We start from the raw sequence: 18,377 nt of genomic DNA, 5'->3' as shown, positions 1-18,377 counted from the left end.
ACAGGGGTGGTGGTTACCGTTCGATTGTTTTTAACTCCTCAATACTGATCTCACGCATCCGGAATTTCTGGATCTTGCCCGTCACCGTCATCGGAAACTCCTCCACAAACTTGAAATGACGCGGCGTCTTGAAGTGCGCGATGCGCTCCTTGCACCAGGTCTGCAGTTCCAGTTCGGAGGCATGGTGGCTGGGGTGGAATTTGATCCAGGCGACGATCTCCTCACCGTAACGCGAGCACGGAATGCCGATCACCTGTACGTCTGCCACCGCCGGGTGAGTGAAGAAAAACTCTTCCAGCTCACGCGGGTAAATGTTCTCGCCCCCGCGAATAATCATGTCCTTGTTACGCCCCGCGATATTCACATAACCCTCATCGTTCATGCTCGCCAAGTCGCCGGTATGCATCCAGCCCGCCTCATCGATAGCTTCGGCGGTGGCTTGCGGGTTGCTCCAGTAACCAAGCATCACGCTGTAACCACGGGTGCAGAGTTCGCCGATGGTGCCGCGCGGCACCAGGTTACCGGCCTCGTCGATGATCTTGCTTTCCAGCTGTGGCTGAGTTCGGCCGACAGTGGTCACGCGCAGCTCCAGCTCATCGTTTGGCCCGGTCTGCAGTGACACTGGGCTCGTTTCCGTCATGCCGTAGGCAATCTGCACTTCGCTCATGTGCATCTCACTGATGACCCGCCGCATCACTTCGATCGGGCAGGTGGCACCGGCCATGATCCCGGTGCGCAGGGTCGACAGGTCGAACTCGGAGCGCTGCGGCTGATCGAGCATGGCGATGAACATGGTCGGCACACCGTACAGGCCGGTGGCTTGTTCTTCGGCGACAGTTTGCAGGGTCAGCAGCGGGTCGAACGCGTCGTTGGGGTAGATCATGGTGCTGGCGTGGGTGATGCAGCCGAGGTTGCCCATGACCATGCCGAAGCAGTGATACAGCGGCACCGGGATCACCAGGCGATCGTCCGGGGTCAGACCGATGCTCTCGCCGACCATGTAACCGTTGTTGAGGATGTTGTAGTGACTGAGGGTCGCGCCCTTGGGGAAACCGGTGGTGCCGGAGGTGTACTGGATGTTGACGGGTTGGTCGAAGTGCAGGCTGTCGCTGCGTTCACGCAATTGTTCGGCAGAGACACTGGCGGCCAGATCTGCCAGTTGCGACCACGGGAGAAAACCCGAAGGCGGCTGTGCATCAAGGCTGATCAACCCGCGCAATTCCGGCAGGCGCTCGCTGCGCAGTTCGCCGATGGATTGCTCGACCAGTTCCGGCAGCAAGCCTTGCAACATGCCGTGATAGTTGGAGCTCTTGAACGCTCCCGCACAGACCAGCCACTGACAACCGGATTGCTTGAGTACGTATTCGAGTTCGGAGCTGCGGTAGGCCGGGTTGATGTTGACCAGGATTACGCCGAGCTTCGCGGTGGCGAACTGTGTGATGCACCACTGCGCGCAGTTCGGCGCCCAGATGCCGAGCCGGTCACCGGCCTGCAAACCCAGCGCCAGCAGCGCTCTGGCATGCACGTCCACCGCATCGGCCAGTTGCCGCCAGGTGTAACGCAACTGCTGGTGGCGCACCACCAGCGCCTCGCCGTCCGGGTACTGCGCGACGGTCTCATCGAACTTCTGCCCGATGGTCATCGCCAGCAAGGCTTTGTCCTGGGAGCCTCGGGTATAGCTGCGCTGCGGGTTTGCACTGGGTTGATCCATGACGACCCCTATTGTCTTTATTAGTGGGTTTACCGGAGCTCACTTTTTTGCGGGTGGCCTTTGTGGCGAGGGGATTTATCCCCGATGGTGTGCGAAGCGTACCCTCAGCTTTTCCTGTCGAACCGCATTCACAGGTTTTGGGTCGGCTTCGCCAACCATCGGGGATAAATCCCCTCGCCACACAAGCTCGCGCCCACAAAAAAGCAGTCCGCTTTCAATCCTGAGATGCCCTTACTCTCGCTCAAGTTGACGTTAACGTAAAGGGTGATTGACAGCCAACCAGCGCAGGCTTACGTTAACGTAAAGGTGAGAGCCGTTCGACTGCCCTCCCCACCCTACAAAAAAGCCAAAAGGTGACCCATGAGCTACCCATCCCTGAATTTCGCCCTCGGTGAAACCATCGACATGCTGCGCGATCAGGTTCAGTCCTTCGTCGCCGATCAGATCGCCCCACGCGCCGCGCAGATCGACCACGACAACCTGTTCCCGGCCGACCTGTGGCGCAAGTTCGGCGACATGGGCCTGCTGGGCATCACCGTGCCGGAAGAGTACGGCGGTGCGGGTCTGGGTTACCTGGCGCACGTGGTGGCGATGGAAGAAATCAGCCGCGGTTCGGCCTCGGTGGCGCTGTCCTACGGCGCGCATTCCAACCTTTGCGTCAACCAGATCAACCGCAACGGCAACCACGAACAAAAAAGCAAATACCTGCCCAAGCTGATCAGCGGCGAACATGTCGGCGCCCTCGCCATGAGCGAGCCGAACGCCGGTTCCGACGTGGTTTCGATGAAATTGCGCGCCGATAAACGCGGCGACCGTTTCGTCCTCAACGGCAGCAAGACCTGGATCACCAACGGCCCTGACGCCAACACCTACGTGATCTACGCCAAGACCGACCTGGAAAAAGGGCCGCACGGTATCACTGCATTCATCGTCGAACGCGACTGGAAAGGCTTCAGCCGCAGCAACAAGTTCGACAAGCTCGGCATGCGCGGCTCCAACACTTGCGAGCTGTTTTTCGATGACGTCGAAGTGCCGGAAGAAAACATCCTCGGCGTGCTCAACGGTGGCGTGAAAGTGCTGATGAGTGGTCTCGATTACGAGCGCGTCGTGCTGTCCGGCGGCCCGACCGGGATCATGCAGTCGTGCATGGACCTGATCGTGCCGTACATCCATGACCGCAAGCAGTTCGGCCAGAGCATCGGCGAGTTCCAGCTGATCCAGGGCAAAGTCGCCGACATGTACACCCAGCTCAACGCCAGCCGCGCCTACCTGTATGCAGTGGCCCAGGCCTGCGAGCGCGGCGAAACCACGCGCAAGGACGCCGCCGGGGTGATCCTCTACACCGCCGAACGCGCGACGCAAATGGCCCTCGACGCGATCCAGATTCTCGGCGGTAACGGCTACATCAACGAATTCCCGGCCGGCCGCCTGCTGCGTGACGCCAAGCTCTACGAAATCGGCGCCGGCACCAGCGAGATCCGGCGCATGCTGATCGGCCGCGAACTGTTCAACGAAACCCGCTAAACGGAGCTGTCCATGGCTATCCTGCATACCCAGCTCAACCCCCGTTCAGCGGAGTTCGCCGCCAACAGCGCGGCAATGCTCGAACAGGTCGACGCCCTGCACACCCTGCTCGCCCACGTGGCGCAAGGTGGCGGCGCGAAAGCCCAGGAAAGGCACACCTCGCGCGGTAAATTGCTGCCACGTGAGCGGATCAATCGCCTGCTGGACCCGGGCTCGCCGTTTCTGGAAATCAGCCAGCTCGCCGCGCACGCGGTGTATGGCGAAGACGTTCCCGCCGCTGGCGTGATTGCCGGGATCGGTCGCGTGGAAGGCGTCGAGTGCATGATCGTCGCCAACGACGCGACAGTGAAAGGTGGCTCGTACTACCCGCTGACCGTGAAGAAACACCTGCGCGCCCAGACGATCGCCCAGCAAAATCGCCTGCCATGCATTTATCTGGTGGACTCGGGCGGCGCCAACCTGCCGCGTCAGGACGAGGTGTTCCCGGATCGCGAGCACTTCGGCCGGATCTTCTTCAACCAGGCCAACATGAGCGCGATGGGCATTCCACAGATCGCCGTGGTCATGGGCTCGTGCACCGCTGGCGGCGCCTATGTGCCGGCGATGGCGGACGAAGCGATCATGGTGCGCAATCAGGCAACCATCTTCCTCGCCGGTCCGCCGCTGGTGAAAGCCGCGACCGGTGAAGTGGTCAGCGCTGAAGACCTCGGCGGTGCCGATGTGCACTGCAAGATTTCCGGCGTGGCCGACCATTACGCCGAGAGCGACGAACACGCCCTCGCCCTCGCCCGCCGCAGCGTCGCCAACCTCAACTGGCGCAAGCTCGGCGAAGTGCAGCAGCGCACGCCGATTGCGCCGCTGTACGCCAGCGACGAGTTATATGGCGTGGTTTCGGCCGACGCCAAACAGCCATTCGACGTGCGCGAAGTGATTGCGCGGCTGGTCGACGGCTCGGTGTTCGATGAATTCAAGGCGCTGTTCGGCACCACGCTGGTCTGCGGTTTTGCGCACCTGCACGGCTACCCGATCGCGATCCTCGCCAACAACGGCATCCTCTTTGCCGAAGCCGCGCAAAAAGGCGCGCACTTCATCGAACTGGCCTGCCAGCGCGGCATTCCGCTGCTGTTCCTGCAGAACATCACCGGCTTCATGGTCGGGCAGAAATACGAGGCCGGCGGCATCGCCAAGCACGGCGCGAAGCTGGTGACGGCGGTGGCCTGCGCCAAGGTGCCGAAATTCACCGTGATCATCGGCGGCAGCTTCGGCGCCGGTAACTACGGCATGTGCGGGCGCGCTTACGACCCGCGTTTCCTGTGGATGTGGCCGAATGCGCGCATCGGCGTAATGGGCGCCGAGCAGGCAGCGGGCGTGCTGGTGCAGGTCAAGCGCGAGCAGGCCGAACGCAGCGGGCAGGCCTTCAGCGCCGCGCAGGAAGCCGAGATCAAGCAACCGATCCTCGACCAATACGAAGAGCAGGGTCACCCTTACTATTCCAGCGCACGACTGTGGGACGACGGCGTCATCGACCCGGCGCAGACTCGTGACGTGCTGGCTCTGGCCTTGTCCGCGTCGCTGAACGCGCCTATCGAACCGAGCCGCTTCGGCGTGTTCCGGATGTGATGCTTTTTTTGTGGGAGCGAGCCTGCTCGCGAAGACGGTCTGTCAGCTCCGGATACTTCGACTGATACACCGCTTTCGCGAGCAGGCTCGCTCCCACAAGAACCGTGGAGACGGAAGAATATGAGCGACTTCAACACCCTCGAATTGCAGAGCGATCCACGGGGTTTCGCGACCCTGTGGCTGAGCCGCGAAGAAAAGAACAACGCGTTCAACGCCGAAATGATCCGCGAACTGATTCTGGCGCTGGACAAGGTGGCCAGCGATGCCAGCCTGCGTTTCCTGCTGGTGCGCGGACGCGGCAAACACTTCAGCGCCGGCGCCGATCTGGCGTGGATGCAGCAATCGGCCGAGCTCGATTACCACACCAACCTCGACGACGCCCGGGAACTGGCGGAGCTGATGTACAACCTCGCCAAGCTGAAAGTCCCGACCGTGGCCGTGGTGCAAGGGGCGGCGTTCGGCGGCGCGCTGGGTCTGATCAGTTGCTGCGACATGGCGATTGGCAGCGATGACGCGCAGTTCTGTCTGTCGGAAGTGCGCATCGGCCTGGCCCCGGCGGTGATCAGTCCGTTCGTGGTGCAGGCCATCGGCGAACGGGCTGCGCGTCGCTACGCCCTGACGGCTGAACGTTTCGGCGGGCAGCGTGCGCGGGAAATCGGTTTGTTGTCCGAGAGCTACCCGGTCGCCGAGCTTGATCAAGCCGTCGAACAATGGATCGACAACCTGCTGCTCAACAGTCCCGCCGCGATGCGCGCCAGCAAGGATCTGCTGCGCGAAGTCGGCAACGGCGCACTGACCCCGGCGCTGCGCCGCTACACCGAAAACGCCATCGCCCGGATCCGCGTCAGCCCTGAAGGCCAGGAAGGCTTGCGCGCCTTTCTGCAAAAACGCCCGCCAAGCTGGCAAGCTGCAACCACCCCCAAGGAGCCGCGTTGATGAGCGCACCTGTTCTCACCACCCTGCTGGTGGCCAACCGTGGCGAAATCGCTTGCCGGGTCATGCGTACCGCCAAGGCGCTGGGCCTGACCACCGTCGCCGTGCACAGCGCCATCGACCGCGAAGCGCGGCACAGCCGGGAAGCGGATGTCCGCGTTGATCTCGGTGGCAGCAAAGCCGCTGACAGCTATTTGCAAATCGACAAACTGATCGCGGCGGCCAAGGCCAGCGGCGCGCAGGCGATTCATCCGGGTTATGGCTTTCTGTCGGAGAATGCCGGCTTCGCCCGCGCCATTGAACAAGCCGGGCTGATTTTCCTCGGTCCACCCGCCTCGGCCATCGACGCGATGGGCAGCAAATCGGCGGCCAAGGCGTTGATGGAAACCGCCGGCGTGCCGCTGGTGCCGGGCTATCACGGCGAGGCGCAGGATATCGATACCTTCCGCGATGCCTGCGCACGTATTGGCTATCCGGTGCTGCTCAAGGCCACGGCCGGTGGCGGTGGCAAAGGCATGAAAGTGGTCGAGGACGTCAGCCAATTGGCCGAAGCCCTGGCTTCGGCGCAGCGTGAGGCGCAGTCGTCGTTCGGCGATTCGCGAATGCTGGTGGAGAAATACCTGCTCAAACCGCGCCACGTGGAAATTCAGGTGTTCGCCGATCAGCATGGCAACTGCCTGTACCTCAACGAGCGTGATTGTTCGATTCAGCGCCGGCACCAGAAAGTCGTCGAAGAAGCCCCGGCCCCGGGCCTGACCCCGGAGCTGCGCCGCGCCATGGGCGAAGCGGCGGTGCGTTCGGCGCAGGCGATTGGTTACGTCGGCGCGGGGACCGTGGAGTTCCTGCTGGATGCGCGTGGCGAATTTTTCTTCATGGAGATGAACACGCGCCTGCAAGTCGAGCACCCGGTCACCGAAGCGATCACCGGACTCGATCTGGTGGCGTGGCAGATTCGTGTGGCGCGCGGCGAAGCGTTACCGATCACCCAGGATCAAGTGCCGCTCAATGGCCATGCGATTGAAGTGCGCCTGTATGCCGAAGACCCGTCGAATGATTTCCTGCCCGCCACCGGGCGTCTGGATTTGTATCGTGAATCGGCTGCGGGACCAGGGCGTCGGGTCGATAGCGGTGTCGAGCAAGGCGATGAAATTTCGCCGTTCTACGACCCGATGCTCGGCAAGCTGATCGCCTGGGGCGAAGATCGCGAGCAGGCGCGGCTGCGGCTGTTGAGCATGCTCGATGAGTTCGCGATCGGCGGTTTGAAGACCAACATCAACTTCCTGCGGCGGATCATCGCGCATCCGGCATTTGCCGATGCGGAGTTGGATACCGGGTTTATTCCGCGTTATCAGGAAACGCTGCTGCCTGCTCCGAGGGAGTTGAGCGATGAGTTCTGGCAAACCGCAGCACAGGCTTTCGCACAGGGTTTGCCGAGCGCTGTTCGGGAAGATGATCCGGGATCGCCGTGGGCCTTGAACCGTGGTTTGCGCGCGGGCCTGCCGGCGGAAATCACTCTGCACTTGAGCTGCGAGGGCCAAGACCGGGCGTTGACGCTGGGCATCACCAGCCACGCCCGACTTTGCGGTGAAACGCTGGTGGTCGAGCGCGACGGCGTGCGCCGCACCTTGCGCGCCATTCGCCAGGGCGATTCGCTGCACCTGCAATGGGACGGCGAGTTACGGCGTATTCAGACCTACGACCCGATCAGCGCCGTCGACGCCAGCCACAGCCATCAGGGCGGTCTGACTGCGCCCATGAACGGCAGCATCGTGCGGGTGTTGGTAGAGACCGGGCAATCGGTCGAGGCCGGCGCGCAACTGGTGGTGCTGGAGGCGATGAAGATGGAGCACAGCATTCGCGCGCCCCATGCGGGAGTGATCAAAGCGCTGTATTGCCAAGAAGGCGAAATGGTCAGCGAAGGCAGCGCTTTGGTTGAACTGGAAGCCTTGTAGCCAGAGGATCGATCCTGCGCCGAACGAGGATCGATCTGGCTAGAAACGCGCTGTGGCCTGAACCACTACGCCAATGATTCGACACTCATCGGTGAACAAGGCTTTGGGCCAGGTCGGATTGAGCGGTACCAGATAACGCTGGCCGCCCTCTTCGTCCAGCTTGCGAAAGATCGCTTCATCGCAGCCTTGCCACTGGGCGATCACCAGTTTGCCTGGCAGCGCTTCCACCTCAGGGTCAACCAGAATCAGCATGCCCTCGGCAATGCTCTGGCCGGTCGGTGCGGTCATGGAATCCCCCGCCACCGTCAGCCAGAACGCCGCACCACGGGCGTGATAATCCGTCAGTTCGAAGCGCTGCTTGTCCTGCGTCGGAGCATAGGTTGTGGCTGCACTCTCGCGGATTTCGCACGAGGTGGACCAGTCACTGACCGGGTAGCGGAAGTACGGGTTGTACTTCTGTGCCAATGGCATTTCGTCATCCGCCGCTTCCTGCGGTTCACGGATCACCAGCACGACTTCGAGGAAGTCCATGCCCAGCGCCTGCAACACGCGGTTCATTTGGGTGATGCCCGGTTCGCGGCGTTTGTTCAGCCAATGGCCGATGCCGCCCTGGGACATGCCGACGCGCTCTCCGAGCTCTGTTTGAGTGATTTTGAGTTCACTCATCTTGGCCTTGACCAACTCAATCCATTTATCCATGTGCGGCACCTTACTTGCCCCGCCTTCGGCCGGCAAAACACATATTGTAGTATTTAAATTCTGGTCACAACTACGCATCGTACTATCCTGAAAGCACGGACTTCCAATCGAACAAGGAGTGACCCTTCACCATGAATATCAGCAGCAAAGACTTGCCCGATCTGCAAATGGACACCACGTTTACCTCCCCTCAAGGCAACGCGGCAGCGCAGCGAGCGCTGGATTATTACTTGAAACCAGCTGTGTCAGAACCCGAGGTCGATGAGCGTTTTTTTGACGTGAAACGCCATCTCAGCGGCGAGGAGGCGCTGGTGCATGCGCCGGATCTGCTGCGTTGCGCAGCGGCCACCGCCTTCAAGGCAGCCGAAAACCTGCAGGGCGCAAGCCGTGACCTGGCCTTTTCGGTGGTGCATATGGTGGATATGGCGCGAGCGATGGTCGACCATTCGATTGATGGCGAGCAGCTCTGACGAACACGGGAAATGAACGGACAGGAAAGAATTTTCCAATCGCGCAGATAAAAACGTTTGACTTGCAAATGATAATGATTATTATTGCAAGCAACTGGTCGCGAGATCAGTCGATGGACCAGAGACCTTAGGTCGGTCTTCTGGACTATCTCCTCATCAGGCTAATCACGGTTTTTGACCCGGCTTTTTGCCGGGTCTTTTTTTGCCCGTTTTTCGGGCTTATGGCTTCAGGCTAATGAAGTCTGTGGGTGCTGCAAATTCGATGGCGCGGATAATATCAAAAGAATATCGCTTGGCAAGCCTGGCCCGGCCAGATTGGGGCAAACCAATGACAATTGGCACTTGAGAATCAATCGCACAGTCTCTAAGCTGCTTGCGCGTCACGGAAGACGCCCCCCTACCGCAAGCCGCAATTTCCCTCGGTTTCACCTCAGCCTTGCGTGTAAAGTAGCCGCCATAAAAATCATATTCAGGAATCGATTATGACCGTGGCCAAATCTTCGTTCGACATCAGCGCCAACTTCGACAGCGGCAACATCCAAGTCATCGACATCTCCAATCCGCTCAACCCGGTTCTGGCCATCCGCCCGGATACCCGCAGCGCGCATTTTCAATGGTTCCACTTCAAAGCCAGCGGCCTGCATGTTCATCAAGAGCACTGGTTTCGCCTGGTCAACGCCAGCCAGTCCTCCTACAACAAGGCCTGGACCGGCTATCAGGCTGTCGCTTCCTACGACCACGTCAACTGGTTCCGCATTCCCACCAGTTTCGAAGGTGACAGCCTGCGCTTTTGCCTTGAAGCCGAACAAACCCACGCCTGGTTCGCCTACTTCGAACCCTACAGCCGCGGTCGTCATGACTGGTTGATCGAGCAGGCGCTGACCAAGGCCGGCACCGAACTGCTGGCCACCGGCAAGAGCGTCGAAGGGCGTGACATTCAGTTACTGCGCAAGGGCAGCGGTGCCGAGAGCCAGCGCAAAATCTGGATCATCGCGCAACAGCACCCGGGCGAGCACATGGCCGAATGGTTCATGGAAGGCGTGATCGAGCGCCTGGAACGCCACGACGATCCGGTGCTGAACAAGCTGCTCGCCAGCGCCGATCTGTATCTGGTGCCAAACATGAACCCGGACGGCGCCTTCCACGGTCATTTGCGTACCAACGCCATGGGCCAGGACCTGAACCGCGCCTGGCAGAGCGCCAGTCAGGAAATCAGCCCAGAGGTACTTTTCGTACAACAGCAGATGGAAAAGTACGGCGTCGATCTATTCCTCGACGTACACGGTGATGAAGAAATTCCCCACGTGTTCACCGCCGGTTGCGAAGGCAACCCGGGTTACACGCCGCGCATCGAGAAGCTCGAAGAGCATTTCCGCACGCACCTCAAGCACACCACGAAAGACTTCCAGACCCAATATGGCTACACCCGCGACGAACCGGGTCAGGCCAACATGACCCTGGCCTGCAACGCGGTCGGCCAGAAATACGACTGCCTGTCGCTGACACTGGAAATGCCGTTCAAGGATCACGATGACCACCCGAACAAAGAAACGGGCTGGTCGGGCAAACGCTCGAAACAGTTGGGCAAGGACGTGCTGACCACGATCGCAGACATGATCGACACTCTGCGCTGATCCCTCCCCCGCTCCACCCAAAGATCGCAGCTTTGTCTGCGATCTTTTTTTGCGCAATCACACGCCATGACCAACAAGGTTGCAAATTAAAACCAGAATGCTTACTTTGATTCTGGTTTTAATTTGAAACCCAAAAAGGAATCAGGGCATGCAACCTCAACCGCTCAAAAGCAGCGTGGTGCTGCTGTTCGCCATTGCCTGCGGTCTGGCCGTGGGCAACGTGTATTACGCGCAGCCGCTACTGGACGCCATGGCCGACGCATTCGCCATGTCACCGGCAAGCATCGGTATCGTCATGACCTTGACGCAGATCGGTTACGGCATCGGTCTGGTATTGCTGGTGCCCCTCGGCGATCTGCTCAACCGACGCCGACTGATCGTCACCCAGACCCTGCTCTCGGCAGTCGCCCTGCTGATGATTGCGCTGGCTCCCAACAGTCTGTGGCTGCTGCTCGGCATGTCGTTGACCGGTTTGCTCGCGGTGGTGACGCAAGTGGTGGTGGCCTACGCCGCGACATTGGCCATCCCGGCGCAGCGCGGTCGCGTGGTCGGCGTGGTCACCAGCGGCATCGTCGTCGGTATTCTGCTCGCCCGTACCGTGGCCGGTGCCATGGCTGATCTGGCCGGCTGGCGGGCGATTTATCTGTTGTCGGCGGGGCTGACGCTGCTGATGGCCCTTCTACTGTTGCGCGTCCTGCCCAAGCGTGAGTCCGCGCAACCGTCCAGCGCTTACGGCGCGCTGATCGTCTCGGTGTTCCGCCTGTTCAAACAAGAGCCGGTGCTGCGACAACGGGCAATCCTCGCCCTGCTGACCTTCGCCAGCGCCATGGTCCTGTGGACGCCGATGGTACTGCCGCTGGCCGCCCCGCCGCTGTCGTTGTCCCACAGCGAAATCGGCCTGTTCGGACTGGCCGGCGCCGCCGGGGCACTGGCTGCAGCACGCGCCGGACATCTCGCCGATCGCGGTCTGGGCCAATGGGTCAGTGGTGTGTCGCTGCTGCTGATGCTCGCCTCATGGCTGCCGATCGCTCTCACCCAGTCCTCGCTGTGGGCGCTGTTGCTGGGGGTGATCACTCTGGATCTGGGCTTGCAGGCCGTACACGTCACCAGCCAGAGCATGATCTACAGCGTGCGCCCCGAAGCGCAAAGCCGCCTCACTGCCGGCTACATGCTGTTCTACTCGATTGGCAGCGCCGTGGGCTCAATCCTTTCCACGGCGACATACGCGTGGGCCGGCTGGAGCGGTGTCTGCCTGCTCGGCGCCGCTATCAATGCGCTGGCGCTGGGTTACTGGTGGCTGACCCTGAAAAGTGGCGCGCCGCAGCGGTGCGCCACACAGGCCGGTTAATCGCGCTCGCGACCGCGCAACATGCTGTCGAGCACCTCGTCGCGGCGCACCCAACCGTGGAACAGCGCCGCCGCCAGGTGTAACAGCACGGTCAGGAACAACAGGTACGCCAGATAACCGTGCGCCTTGCGCAACATGGCAAACACCTGCGCATCGGCCGGCAAAATCGACGGCAATTGCAAGGTATTGCTGAGCATCACCGGCTCCCCCGACGCACTGATCATCGCCCAACCGAGCACCGGTAGCACCAGCATCAAGGCGTACAACAACACATGCGACGCCTTGGCCGCCATCACTTGCCAACCCGGCAGATCCGCTGGCAGTGGTGGCTGTCGGGTGGAAAAACGTACCAACAGGCGCACGACTACCAACAGCAGAATCGCAATCCCCAGCGGTTTATGCAGGTGAATCAACCATTCATGCCGCTGTGAAACCGAAGTGACCATGCCGGCGCCAATGAACAACATAGCGATGATCATCAGCGCCATCAGCCAGTGCAGGAGCCGCGCCAACAGCGCGAAATGAGTCGGTTGCGTGCTCATGGGCGAGCCTCCTGTCTGGCGGCGGGCAGTTGGCTGACTTCACTGGTACGCCGCAGGTAGGAATCGGCGTAACCGGCGGAACGCGCAGCGAGCAACGGGTCGTCGGAGCCTTCGATACCGGCGGGCAGCACCAGCGGATCGTAATTGATGTCACGGCATTCACCGCTGAGCTGCGGCTGGGTTTTCTCCAGAACCAGCGTGCCGGCGTTGATCACCTTGCGGCCGTCGGGCCAGGTTTTGCTTGCATCGTTCACCGGGTCACCGGGGTTGGCCAAGGTGATGTTCAACTGCCAGCGCAACGGCCCTTCGGCCAGTCGCTGCACCAAATCCTTTTCCAGAAAATCCGCGCCCTCCGGCGCTGTTGCTCCGGCGGCATCGCGCGCCAGTGGCGTGACGCTCCAGCGCACCGCCTGCTTCTGCCCACTGGCGCTGACCAGATAGAACGCATTCACGCTGTTGTAGGTTTCGGTGGCATAGCTGGCCGAGGGTTTGGCGGTCTTCACCCACGTCAGGAACGGCACGGCTTCCGGGTGCGCGGCGAAGAATGCCGGCACCTTCGACGGGTCCGGTTTGCCCGTGACCGGATCCGGCGACTGCGCCTGCTGCAATTGATAGAACGCTTCGGGCGTGCCGACCGGGAACACCGGCATGCTGTTCATCCCGGTGCGCCATTGCTGACCGTTGGCCTGACTGAAACGCAGCGCCAGACTGCGAATCGGTACGCTGCTGTCCGGGGCGTAGGGATTGCCCGCCGGCAATGCGAAGCGCCCGACCACCGGAGTCCGCGCCTCGTTGAACACCTGCGCGGTAGAAAACGCCCGCGCCTCGCCGCTGCTCTCGAAATGCCCGATCACGCATACGCCTTTGGCGTGGTTGCGACGGAAACCGGGATGCACGCCGTTGTTTTTCTCCAGCACATCGACCAGCGCCTTGGGCGTCAGACGTTGTGGGTCAAGGTTACCGTGCACGTAGGCAAACGCCCCGGCGACAGCGGCAACTACCACGGCAATCGCCGTCAGACGCAACACTGTGCTCGCGGCACTCAAGGGTGGGCGCGACGGCCTGCCCGGCGGTGAAGTGCGATCAACCATGAATAACTCCAGGGCCATCGGCCACAAGTAGGAAGAATCAGCAAGACGCACCCCAGCGGGATTTATTCCATGGCCCGGTATTTATTTTTCCGAACGTGGAATAACCTCGCACGGCAGACGTCTCCCCTAGTCCACAGCGTAGTGACTAGCAGAAATTCATGAGCGAATTCGACGAACAGTTGAGAGAAATCATTCCCAGATTGCGCCGCTTTGCCGTGTCGTTGACCCGCAACAGCAGCAGCGCCGACGATCTGGTGCAGGCCAGCCTCGAGCGGGCCCTGTCCGGCTGGAGCGCGAAACGCGCCGAGGGTGATGTGCGCGCATGGCTGTTCGCAATTCTCTATCGGCAGTTTCTCGACGCCCATCGGCGCTCCCGTCGTTATGCGCGGATGCTCGAATTCTTCACCGGTCGCGATGACGCCGAACCCTCGACTGAGCGCACCGTGATTGCCCAATCGACCCTGCAAGCCTTCGATCGCCTGCCCACCGAACAACGCGCGCTGTTGCTGATGGTCTCGGTCGAAGGCCTGAGCTACAAGGAAGTCGCGGACGTCCTCGACGTCCCCACCGGCACCGTGATGTCGCGCCTGTCCCGCGCCCGCCAGGCCTTGCGCCAACTCAGCGACGGCGAAATCAGCAGCCCTTCTTTGCGGATACTCAAATGATCAGCATGCCCCCCAGCGAGCGCGACCTGCACGCGTACGTCGATCACCAACTCAACGAAGCCGACCGGCGTCTGGTCGACACCTGGCTGGCCAATCATCCGGACACCGCCGCACAGGTTCGCGCCTGGCAGCAGGATGCCCAACAATTGCGCGCTGCGCTGGGCGGTGCGTTGCAGCAACCGGCGAATCCGCAGTTGGATCCCGCGCAGATTCGCCAGCGTCTCAAGCGTCAGTCACGGCGTCATCTGGCCAGCGCGGCTGTATTGCTGATCGCGGTCGGCCTCGGTGGTTTCAGTGGCTGGCAGGCGCGGGAAATGACCCTCGCGCGCGCCTCTGTGCTGCCAATGACCGATGCCTTGCAGGCCTATCGACTGATTGCGCAGCAGGGAATATTGCCGGCGGACTATAAAGTCGACAGTGACGGCGACATGCAGCATTGGCTCGACCGGTATTTCACTCAGGCCAGTCGTCTGCCGGATCTGAAATCCGCCGGCTTCGAACCGGTCAGCGGCCGTCTGCTCAGCACCGACGAAGGTCCGGCGGCGATGGTGATGTATGAGGATCGCAGCGGTCACAAGGTCAGTTTCTACGTGCGGCCACCGGGGCCGAAAAACACCTTCCTGCCACGCGGCAGCCGCAGCGACGGCGATCTGCAGGCCGATTACTGGTCCGGCGGCGGGTACAATTATGCGATGGTCAGTCCGACAGACTCGCCGGCGGCGCAGCAGTTGAAGCAATCAATACAATTCTGAAAGCCCCCCTGTAGGAGCTGCGGCACGCTGCGATCTTTTGATTTTTAACATCAAGGTCAAAAGATCGCAGCGTGCCGCAGCTCCTACAGGGGACTGTGTTGGGTCAGAAACCCACGTCCAGCACCACATTGTCCAGGTAAGTCCCCGCCGGCGGCGTGGTCTGGTCGGTGTAGATTTTCGCGTTGTAATTGAAGATCTGGCTCCCGGTGCCCAGACCATTTCCTGGATTGACCTCGGCGTCAGTGCTCGACCGGCGCGCACTGCCGACACTGCCCCAACGAGTAGTCCCGGCGCTTTTGAAGATGTCGTAGGCCAGATAATTGCTCCCGGAAATCATCCGCCGCCGACCGCCGACACTGACCGGGTTCTGCCCATCGCTCAAACCGACGGTGTAGGCGCTGCCCTTGGTGCAGGCCAGATTGATCGTCTGCCCGGTCACCGGCGTAAAGGCGCTGATCACCGGCGCGCTGCCAAAGGCAATGTTTGGCGCGGTAATCGTGCAGTCGTTGGACACGGTCAGGTTCACTGTCAACGTCGCCGTACCGCTGTTGATGTCGCGCCCCAGGCAAATACTGCCGGCACCGATCCCGGAGCAGTAATTCCAGTTCCAGAAAATACTCAGGGTTTCTGTGTAGACCCCGGCGGCAACGTTGCTGCCAATGGTCGTACTCAGGTACAGCGGCACGGTTTTCGGGGTGGTGCCGTTGAGCAGCCCCAAAGCGTCGATGATGCCATTGCGGGCGAAGTCGAAGGCGGTGCCACGGGTCACCGGGTAGCTGGTGCTGTTGTTGGCGTAGATCGTGTAGCCGATGACATCGCCGGTCGGCCCGAGCAAGCCGCTCTGGGTCGAGGTGATGGTGGCGTAAAAGTGATCATTGCTGGTCAGCAGGGTCAGCAGCGAACCCGTACAACTCAACCCGGCGTTGAGCGTGGAACTGGGCTGCGTCGTGGTGCGCACGGCAATCGAACTGATCGAACCGAACGCCGCCGCAGTGGTACTGACCACCGAACACAAGGCCTGTGCCGCCCCAGGCAGCAGCAGCGCCAGACACAGGCAAATCCGCGCCGCGCTCATTGACACACCAACGGGCCGATCAGCGGCACCTGGCTTTGTTGCATATCCACATTGAACTGCGACTTGCAGGTCTTGCCGTCCGCCAGCGTCACCAACAACGAGTTCTGTGCCTGCAGGTTTTCCAGGTAGACCAGGCCATCCCAGCCAACCACCGTGCGCGCCCCGCTTTGCTCGTGCAACACGCCCGCGCCCAACGGCAGTTCACGTTGCTGCGCGTCCACCAGCACGATACTCGCAGCGATCACCCGACTCAGTGGAAACTCCAGCAAATAACCGCTGCCCCGGCGCACGGCGATGCGCTGCTCGACGTTGGGGCTGCGCACGTTGGCCGGCAGGTTCAGCGGATCGATTTCATATTTGCCACGGTAATAGGCGCTGCTCCAAGGCACCAGCAGATGGCCGTTCTTGTCGGTTTGACCGACCTGCTGGTTTTCGTAGCGCACTGGAATGTCGGCAAAGCCATCGGTACTGACCACCACAAATGCATCGTCGATACGATTGGCCGCGAATACCTGGCGATCCATCCACACCAGCGAGCCACTGGCATCAGCCCAACGGGTTTCGGCGTCTGAAGTGCCGTAGACCCCGGCCTGCAATTGCACCGATTGCAGACGCCAGGTCAGGTCGGCCTGACGATAATCGGGGCCATCACCCTCGGCGTAGCCCAGATTGAAACCGACCCCGCCCTCGGTCGGCACCGAACGACTGTAATTGACCCGCTGCTGACTCTGCCCGGTCTTGCTGCGCTCGCTGCTGATCGCCAGACTGCCGCGCAGATCGAACGGAATCACCAGTTGCGCCTGCACCGCCCAGTGGCTGTCGCCGATCTCGCGGTTGGCCGAAAGGTAGAAACTGCTGTTGCGCCACAACGGCTTGCTCCAGCTCAGGTTGAGCAGGCGCGTGCGCGAATCGTCCGCCGCGCGCACGTCGAAATAGCCGGCACCGAGGCTACCCCAACGGTCGAGGTTGACACTCAGGGTCGCCTGCTCGCTGCGCCGGCTGAGGCTGATGTAAGGCGTGTCGATCACACTCAGGTCGGCGTATTGGTCGCGGCGTTGCAAGCGTTGCCAGGAAAAACTGTAGCGCTGGCTGCTGTACTGATAACCGAGGCTGAACTGGTTGCCCCCCTCGCCTTCGAAACGGCTCTGACTGATGGCGCTGTTGAGCACGCCGAAATTGCCCAGACGCAGGTTGCCGCCGATGCCGCCGAGGGTCAGCGAATCCGCCGCTTCGGCATGGCTTTCCAGAGTAAAGCTGTCACTGACGCCGTAGCGCAGGCTGCCGGAGGTGACTCCGGTGCCGTAGCTGAAGTCCTTCAAACCGTAATCGCGGCGCAACGTACCGGCAGCCACGGAAAAATCGCTCAGGCCTTTTTGCAGCAAACTGCTGGTGACATAGAACGGCACCGTCGTCGACACTTGCCGCCCCAGCGCATCGGTGGTCACCACCACCGCCTCCCCGGCGCCGTTGATGAACGGAATGTTGGTCAAGGTATACGGCCCCGGTTGCAGGTCGGTGCTGCTGGACTTGTAGCCATTGATAAACAGATCTACCGAGGACGGCACCGCCGCTTCCCCGGCGAACTGCGGCAAGGGATAGGTCACCAGATCCGGACGCACGGCAAAGTCCCGCGAGAACTGCACACCGCCCAGACGCACCGAGTTGCTCCAGGGCAAGGCGCCGCTGATCACGTCGCCGCCTTCGTAGGTGAGCATTCGCTCGTCATCCGAGTAACGCCAGGTGGTGTCGTAGCGCAGATAGCCGTTGTCCAGCGTACTGAGCGAATCGCCGGACAAGGTGCGCCGGTACTGCCCGGTGTTGGACAGGGTGCCCCAGCCGTCGAACAGCCGCAGCTCGTTCCAGGCCGCCAGATAGGTGCCGGCGTCGTCGGTGTCGTTGAGGTACAGGTCATAATTGAACAGCGCACCGAAGCTGCTCAGCGCAGGAGTGCGCGGATAGTTCTCGCGATTGCCGATGAACTGGTCCGGCAGCCACTGCGGCGGAACATCCAGCAGCAGGCGCTGACCGACACTGTCGTACTCGATGTGCAGTCCCGGCAGGCCATCAAGATCGACTTCGTCAGCACTACCGTCAGGCAGTTTCATCCCGGTTTCGCGTAATGCGCTCGCCGGCAGAAACAGATGCCCGTCACGCTGCTGTACCGCCACCACCCGCCCGGTGTTCATCTGATTGACCACCAACTCCAGAAACAACTGTGCATCACTGACCGCCTCCATGCCGCTGGGAGGCGGCGGCAATTCGCCGGCCCCGGTGGGTTGCACGACCATCAGGCACCACGCGCCAGTCATCAGCCACAACGGACGCTGAATACGACGAGCCCATCCTGAGCTCATACACGCT

The 18,377-nt window shown here is 61.4% G+C and carries 15 protein-coding genes; 9 read left to right on the top strand and 6 right to left on the bottom strand.

Translation table 11 applies throughout. The annotated features are described in order from the left end of the window. Positions 1–13: 13 nt before the first annotated feature. Positions 14–1,711 carry an AMP-binding protein gene (locus tag ACYZUM_RS06845; protein ID WP_108182301.1) on the bottom strand — a complete coding sequence of 566 codons (1,698 nt, stop codon included), beginning with the start codon at positions 1,709–1,711 and terminating at the stop codon, positions 14–16. A 360-nt stretch (positions 1,712–2,071) separates the two neighbouring features. On the opposite strand from ACYZUM_RS06845, the gene ACYZUM_RS06840 reads away from it, so the two are divergent. The 4 genes from ACYZUM_RS06840 to ACYZUM_RS06825 all read left to right on the top strand — a co-directional run bounded on the left by ACYZUM_RS06840 (position 2,072) and on the right by ACYZUM_RS06825 (position 7,740). Beyond that, positions 2,072–3,235, top strand: coding sequence for an isovaleryl-CoA dehydrogenase (locus tag ACYZUM_RS06840; protein ID WP_108182300.1), 1,164 nt, complete (start codon positions 2,072–2,074; stop codon positions 3,233–3,235). A gap of 12 nt (positions 3,236–3,247) precedes the next feature. Next, positions 3,248–4,855, top strand: coding sequence for a carboxyl transferase domain-containing protein (locus ACYZUM_RS06835; protein WP_041068786.1), 1,608 nt, complete (start codon positions 3,248–3,250; stop codon positions 4,853–4,855). Positions 4,856–4,975: 120 nt separating this feature from the next. Next, positions 4,976–5,791, top strand: a complete 816-nt coding sequence (locus tag ACYZUM_RS06830; RefSeq protein WP_108182299.1) for a gamma-carboxygeranoyl-CoA hydratase — start codon at positions 4,976–4,978, stop codon at positions 5,789–5,791. Continuing rightward, on the top strand, positions 5,791–7,740 hold the full coding sequence (locus tag ACYZUM_RS06825; RefSeq protein ID WP_108182298.1) for an acetyl/propionyl/methylcrotonyl-CoA carboxylase subunit alpha: 1,950 nt from the start codon (positions 5,791–5,793) through the stop codon (positions 7,738–7,740). Before ACYZUM_RS06830 ends, ACYZUM_RS06825 begins: the two co-directional genes overlap by 1 nt. Positions 7,741–7,779: 39 nt before the next feature. On the opposite strand, the gene ACYZUM_RS06820 is transcribed toward ACYZUM_RS06825, so the two are convergent. Then, a complete protein-coding gene (locus tag ACYZUM_RS06820; RefSeq protein ID WP_086794635.1) occupies positions 7,780–8,439 on the bottom strand; it encodes a LexA family protein in 660 nt (219 codons plus the stop codon). Positions 8,440–8,570: 131 nt separating this feature from the next. Between ACYZUM_RS06820 and ACYZUM_RS06815 the strand changes: the two genes are divergently transcribed. The 3 genes from ACYZUM_RS06815 to ACYZUM_RS06805 all read left to right on the top strand — a co-directional run bounded on the left by ACYZUM_RS06815 (position 8,571) and on the right by ACYZUM_RS06805 (position 11,891). Then, positions 8,571–8,909: a DUF6124 family protein gene (locus tag ACYZUM_RS06815; RefSeq protein ID WP_108182297.1), complete on the top strand. Its 339-nt coding sequence runs from the start codon at positions 8,571–8,573 to the stop codon at positions 8,907–8,909. A 482-nt stretch (positions 8,910–9,391) separates the two neighbouring features. Then, a complete protein-coding gene (locus ACYZUM_RS06810) occupies positions 9,392–10,543 on the top strand; it encodes a M14 family metallopeptidase (RefSeq protein ID WP_108182296.1) in 1,152 nt (383 codons plus the stop codon). 148 nt (positions 10,544–10,691) lie between these two features. Beyond that, positions 10,692–11,891 (top strand): MFS transporter, encoded by a 1,200-nt coding sequence (locus tag ACYZUM_RS06805; RefSeq protein WP_108182295.1) that lies wholly within the window; start codon positions 10,692–10,694, stop codon positions 11,889–11,891. Here ACYZUM_RS06805 and ACYZUM_RS06800 read toward each other — a convergent pair. After that, positions 11,888–12,433: a cytochrome b gene (locus ACYZUM_RS06800; RefSeq protein ID WP_108182294.1), complete on the bottom strand. Its 546-nt coding sequence runs from the start codon at positions 12,431–12,433 to the stop codon at positions 11,888–11,890. The genes ACYZUM_RS06805 and ACYZUM_RS06800 overlap by 4 nt on opposite strands. Beyond that, positions 12,430–13,524 (bottom strand): catalase family peroxidase, encoded by a 1,095-nt coding sequence (locus tag ACYZUM_RS06795; protein ID WP_108182293.1) that lies wholly within the window; start codon positions 13,522–13,524, stop codon positions 12,430–12,432. Before ACYZUM_RS06795 ends, ACYZUM_RS06800 begins: the two co-directional genes overlap by 4 nt. A gap of 158 nt (positions 13,525–13,682) precedes the next feature. Between ACYZUM_RS06795 and ACYZUM_RS06790 the strand changes: the two genes are divergently transcribed. Then, positions 13,683–14,189 carry an RNA polymerase sigma factor gene (locus ACYZUM_RS06790; RefSeq protein ID WP_108182292.1) on the top strand — a complete coding sequence of 169 codons (507 nt, stop codon included), beginning with the start codon at positions 13,683–13,685 and terminating at the stop codon, positions 14,187–14,189. Further along, positions 14,186–14,941 (top strand): anti-sigma factor family protein, encoded by a 756-nt coding sequence (locus tag ACYZUM_RS06785; protein WP_108182291.1) that lies wholly within the window; start codon positions 14,186–14,188, stop codon positions 14,939–14,941. The genes ACYZUM_RS06790 and ACYZUM_RS06785 overlap by 4 nt, the downstream gene beginning before the upstream one ends. A 103-nt stretch (positions 14,942–15,044) precedes the next feature. Here ACYZUM_RS06785 and ACYZUM_RS06780 read toward each other — a convergent pair whose 3' ends face one another. After that, complete coding sequence (locus ACYZUM_RS06780; protein ID WP_108182290.1) at positions 15,045–16,016, bottom strand: Csu type fimbrial protein; 972 nt, start codon at positions 16,014–16,016, stop codon at positions 15,045–15,047. Next, positions 16,013–18,370, bottom strand: a complete 2,358-nt coding sequence (locus tag ACYZUM_RS06775) for a fimbria/pilus outer membrane usher protein (protein WP_108184376.1) — start codon at positions 18,368–18,370, stop codon at positions 16,013–16,015. Before ACYZUM_RS06775 ends, ACYZUM_RS06780 begins: the two co-directional genes overlap by 4 nt. Positions 18,371–18,377 lie beyond the last annotated feature (7 nt).

This window comes from Pseudomonas sp. m6p, assembly GCF_055760375.1.
This window is presented reverse-complemented; position numbering and strand designations above follow the sequence as displayed.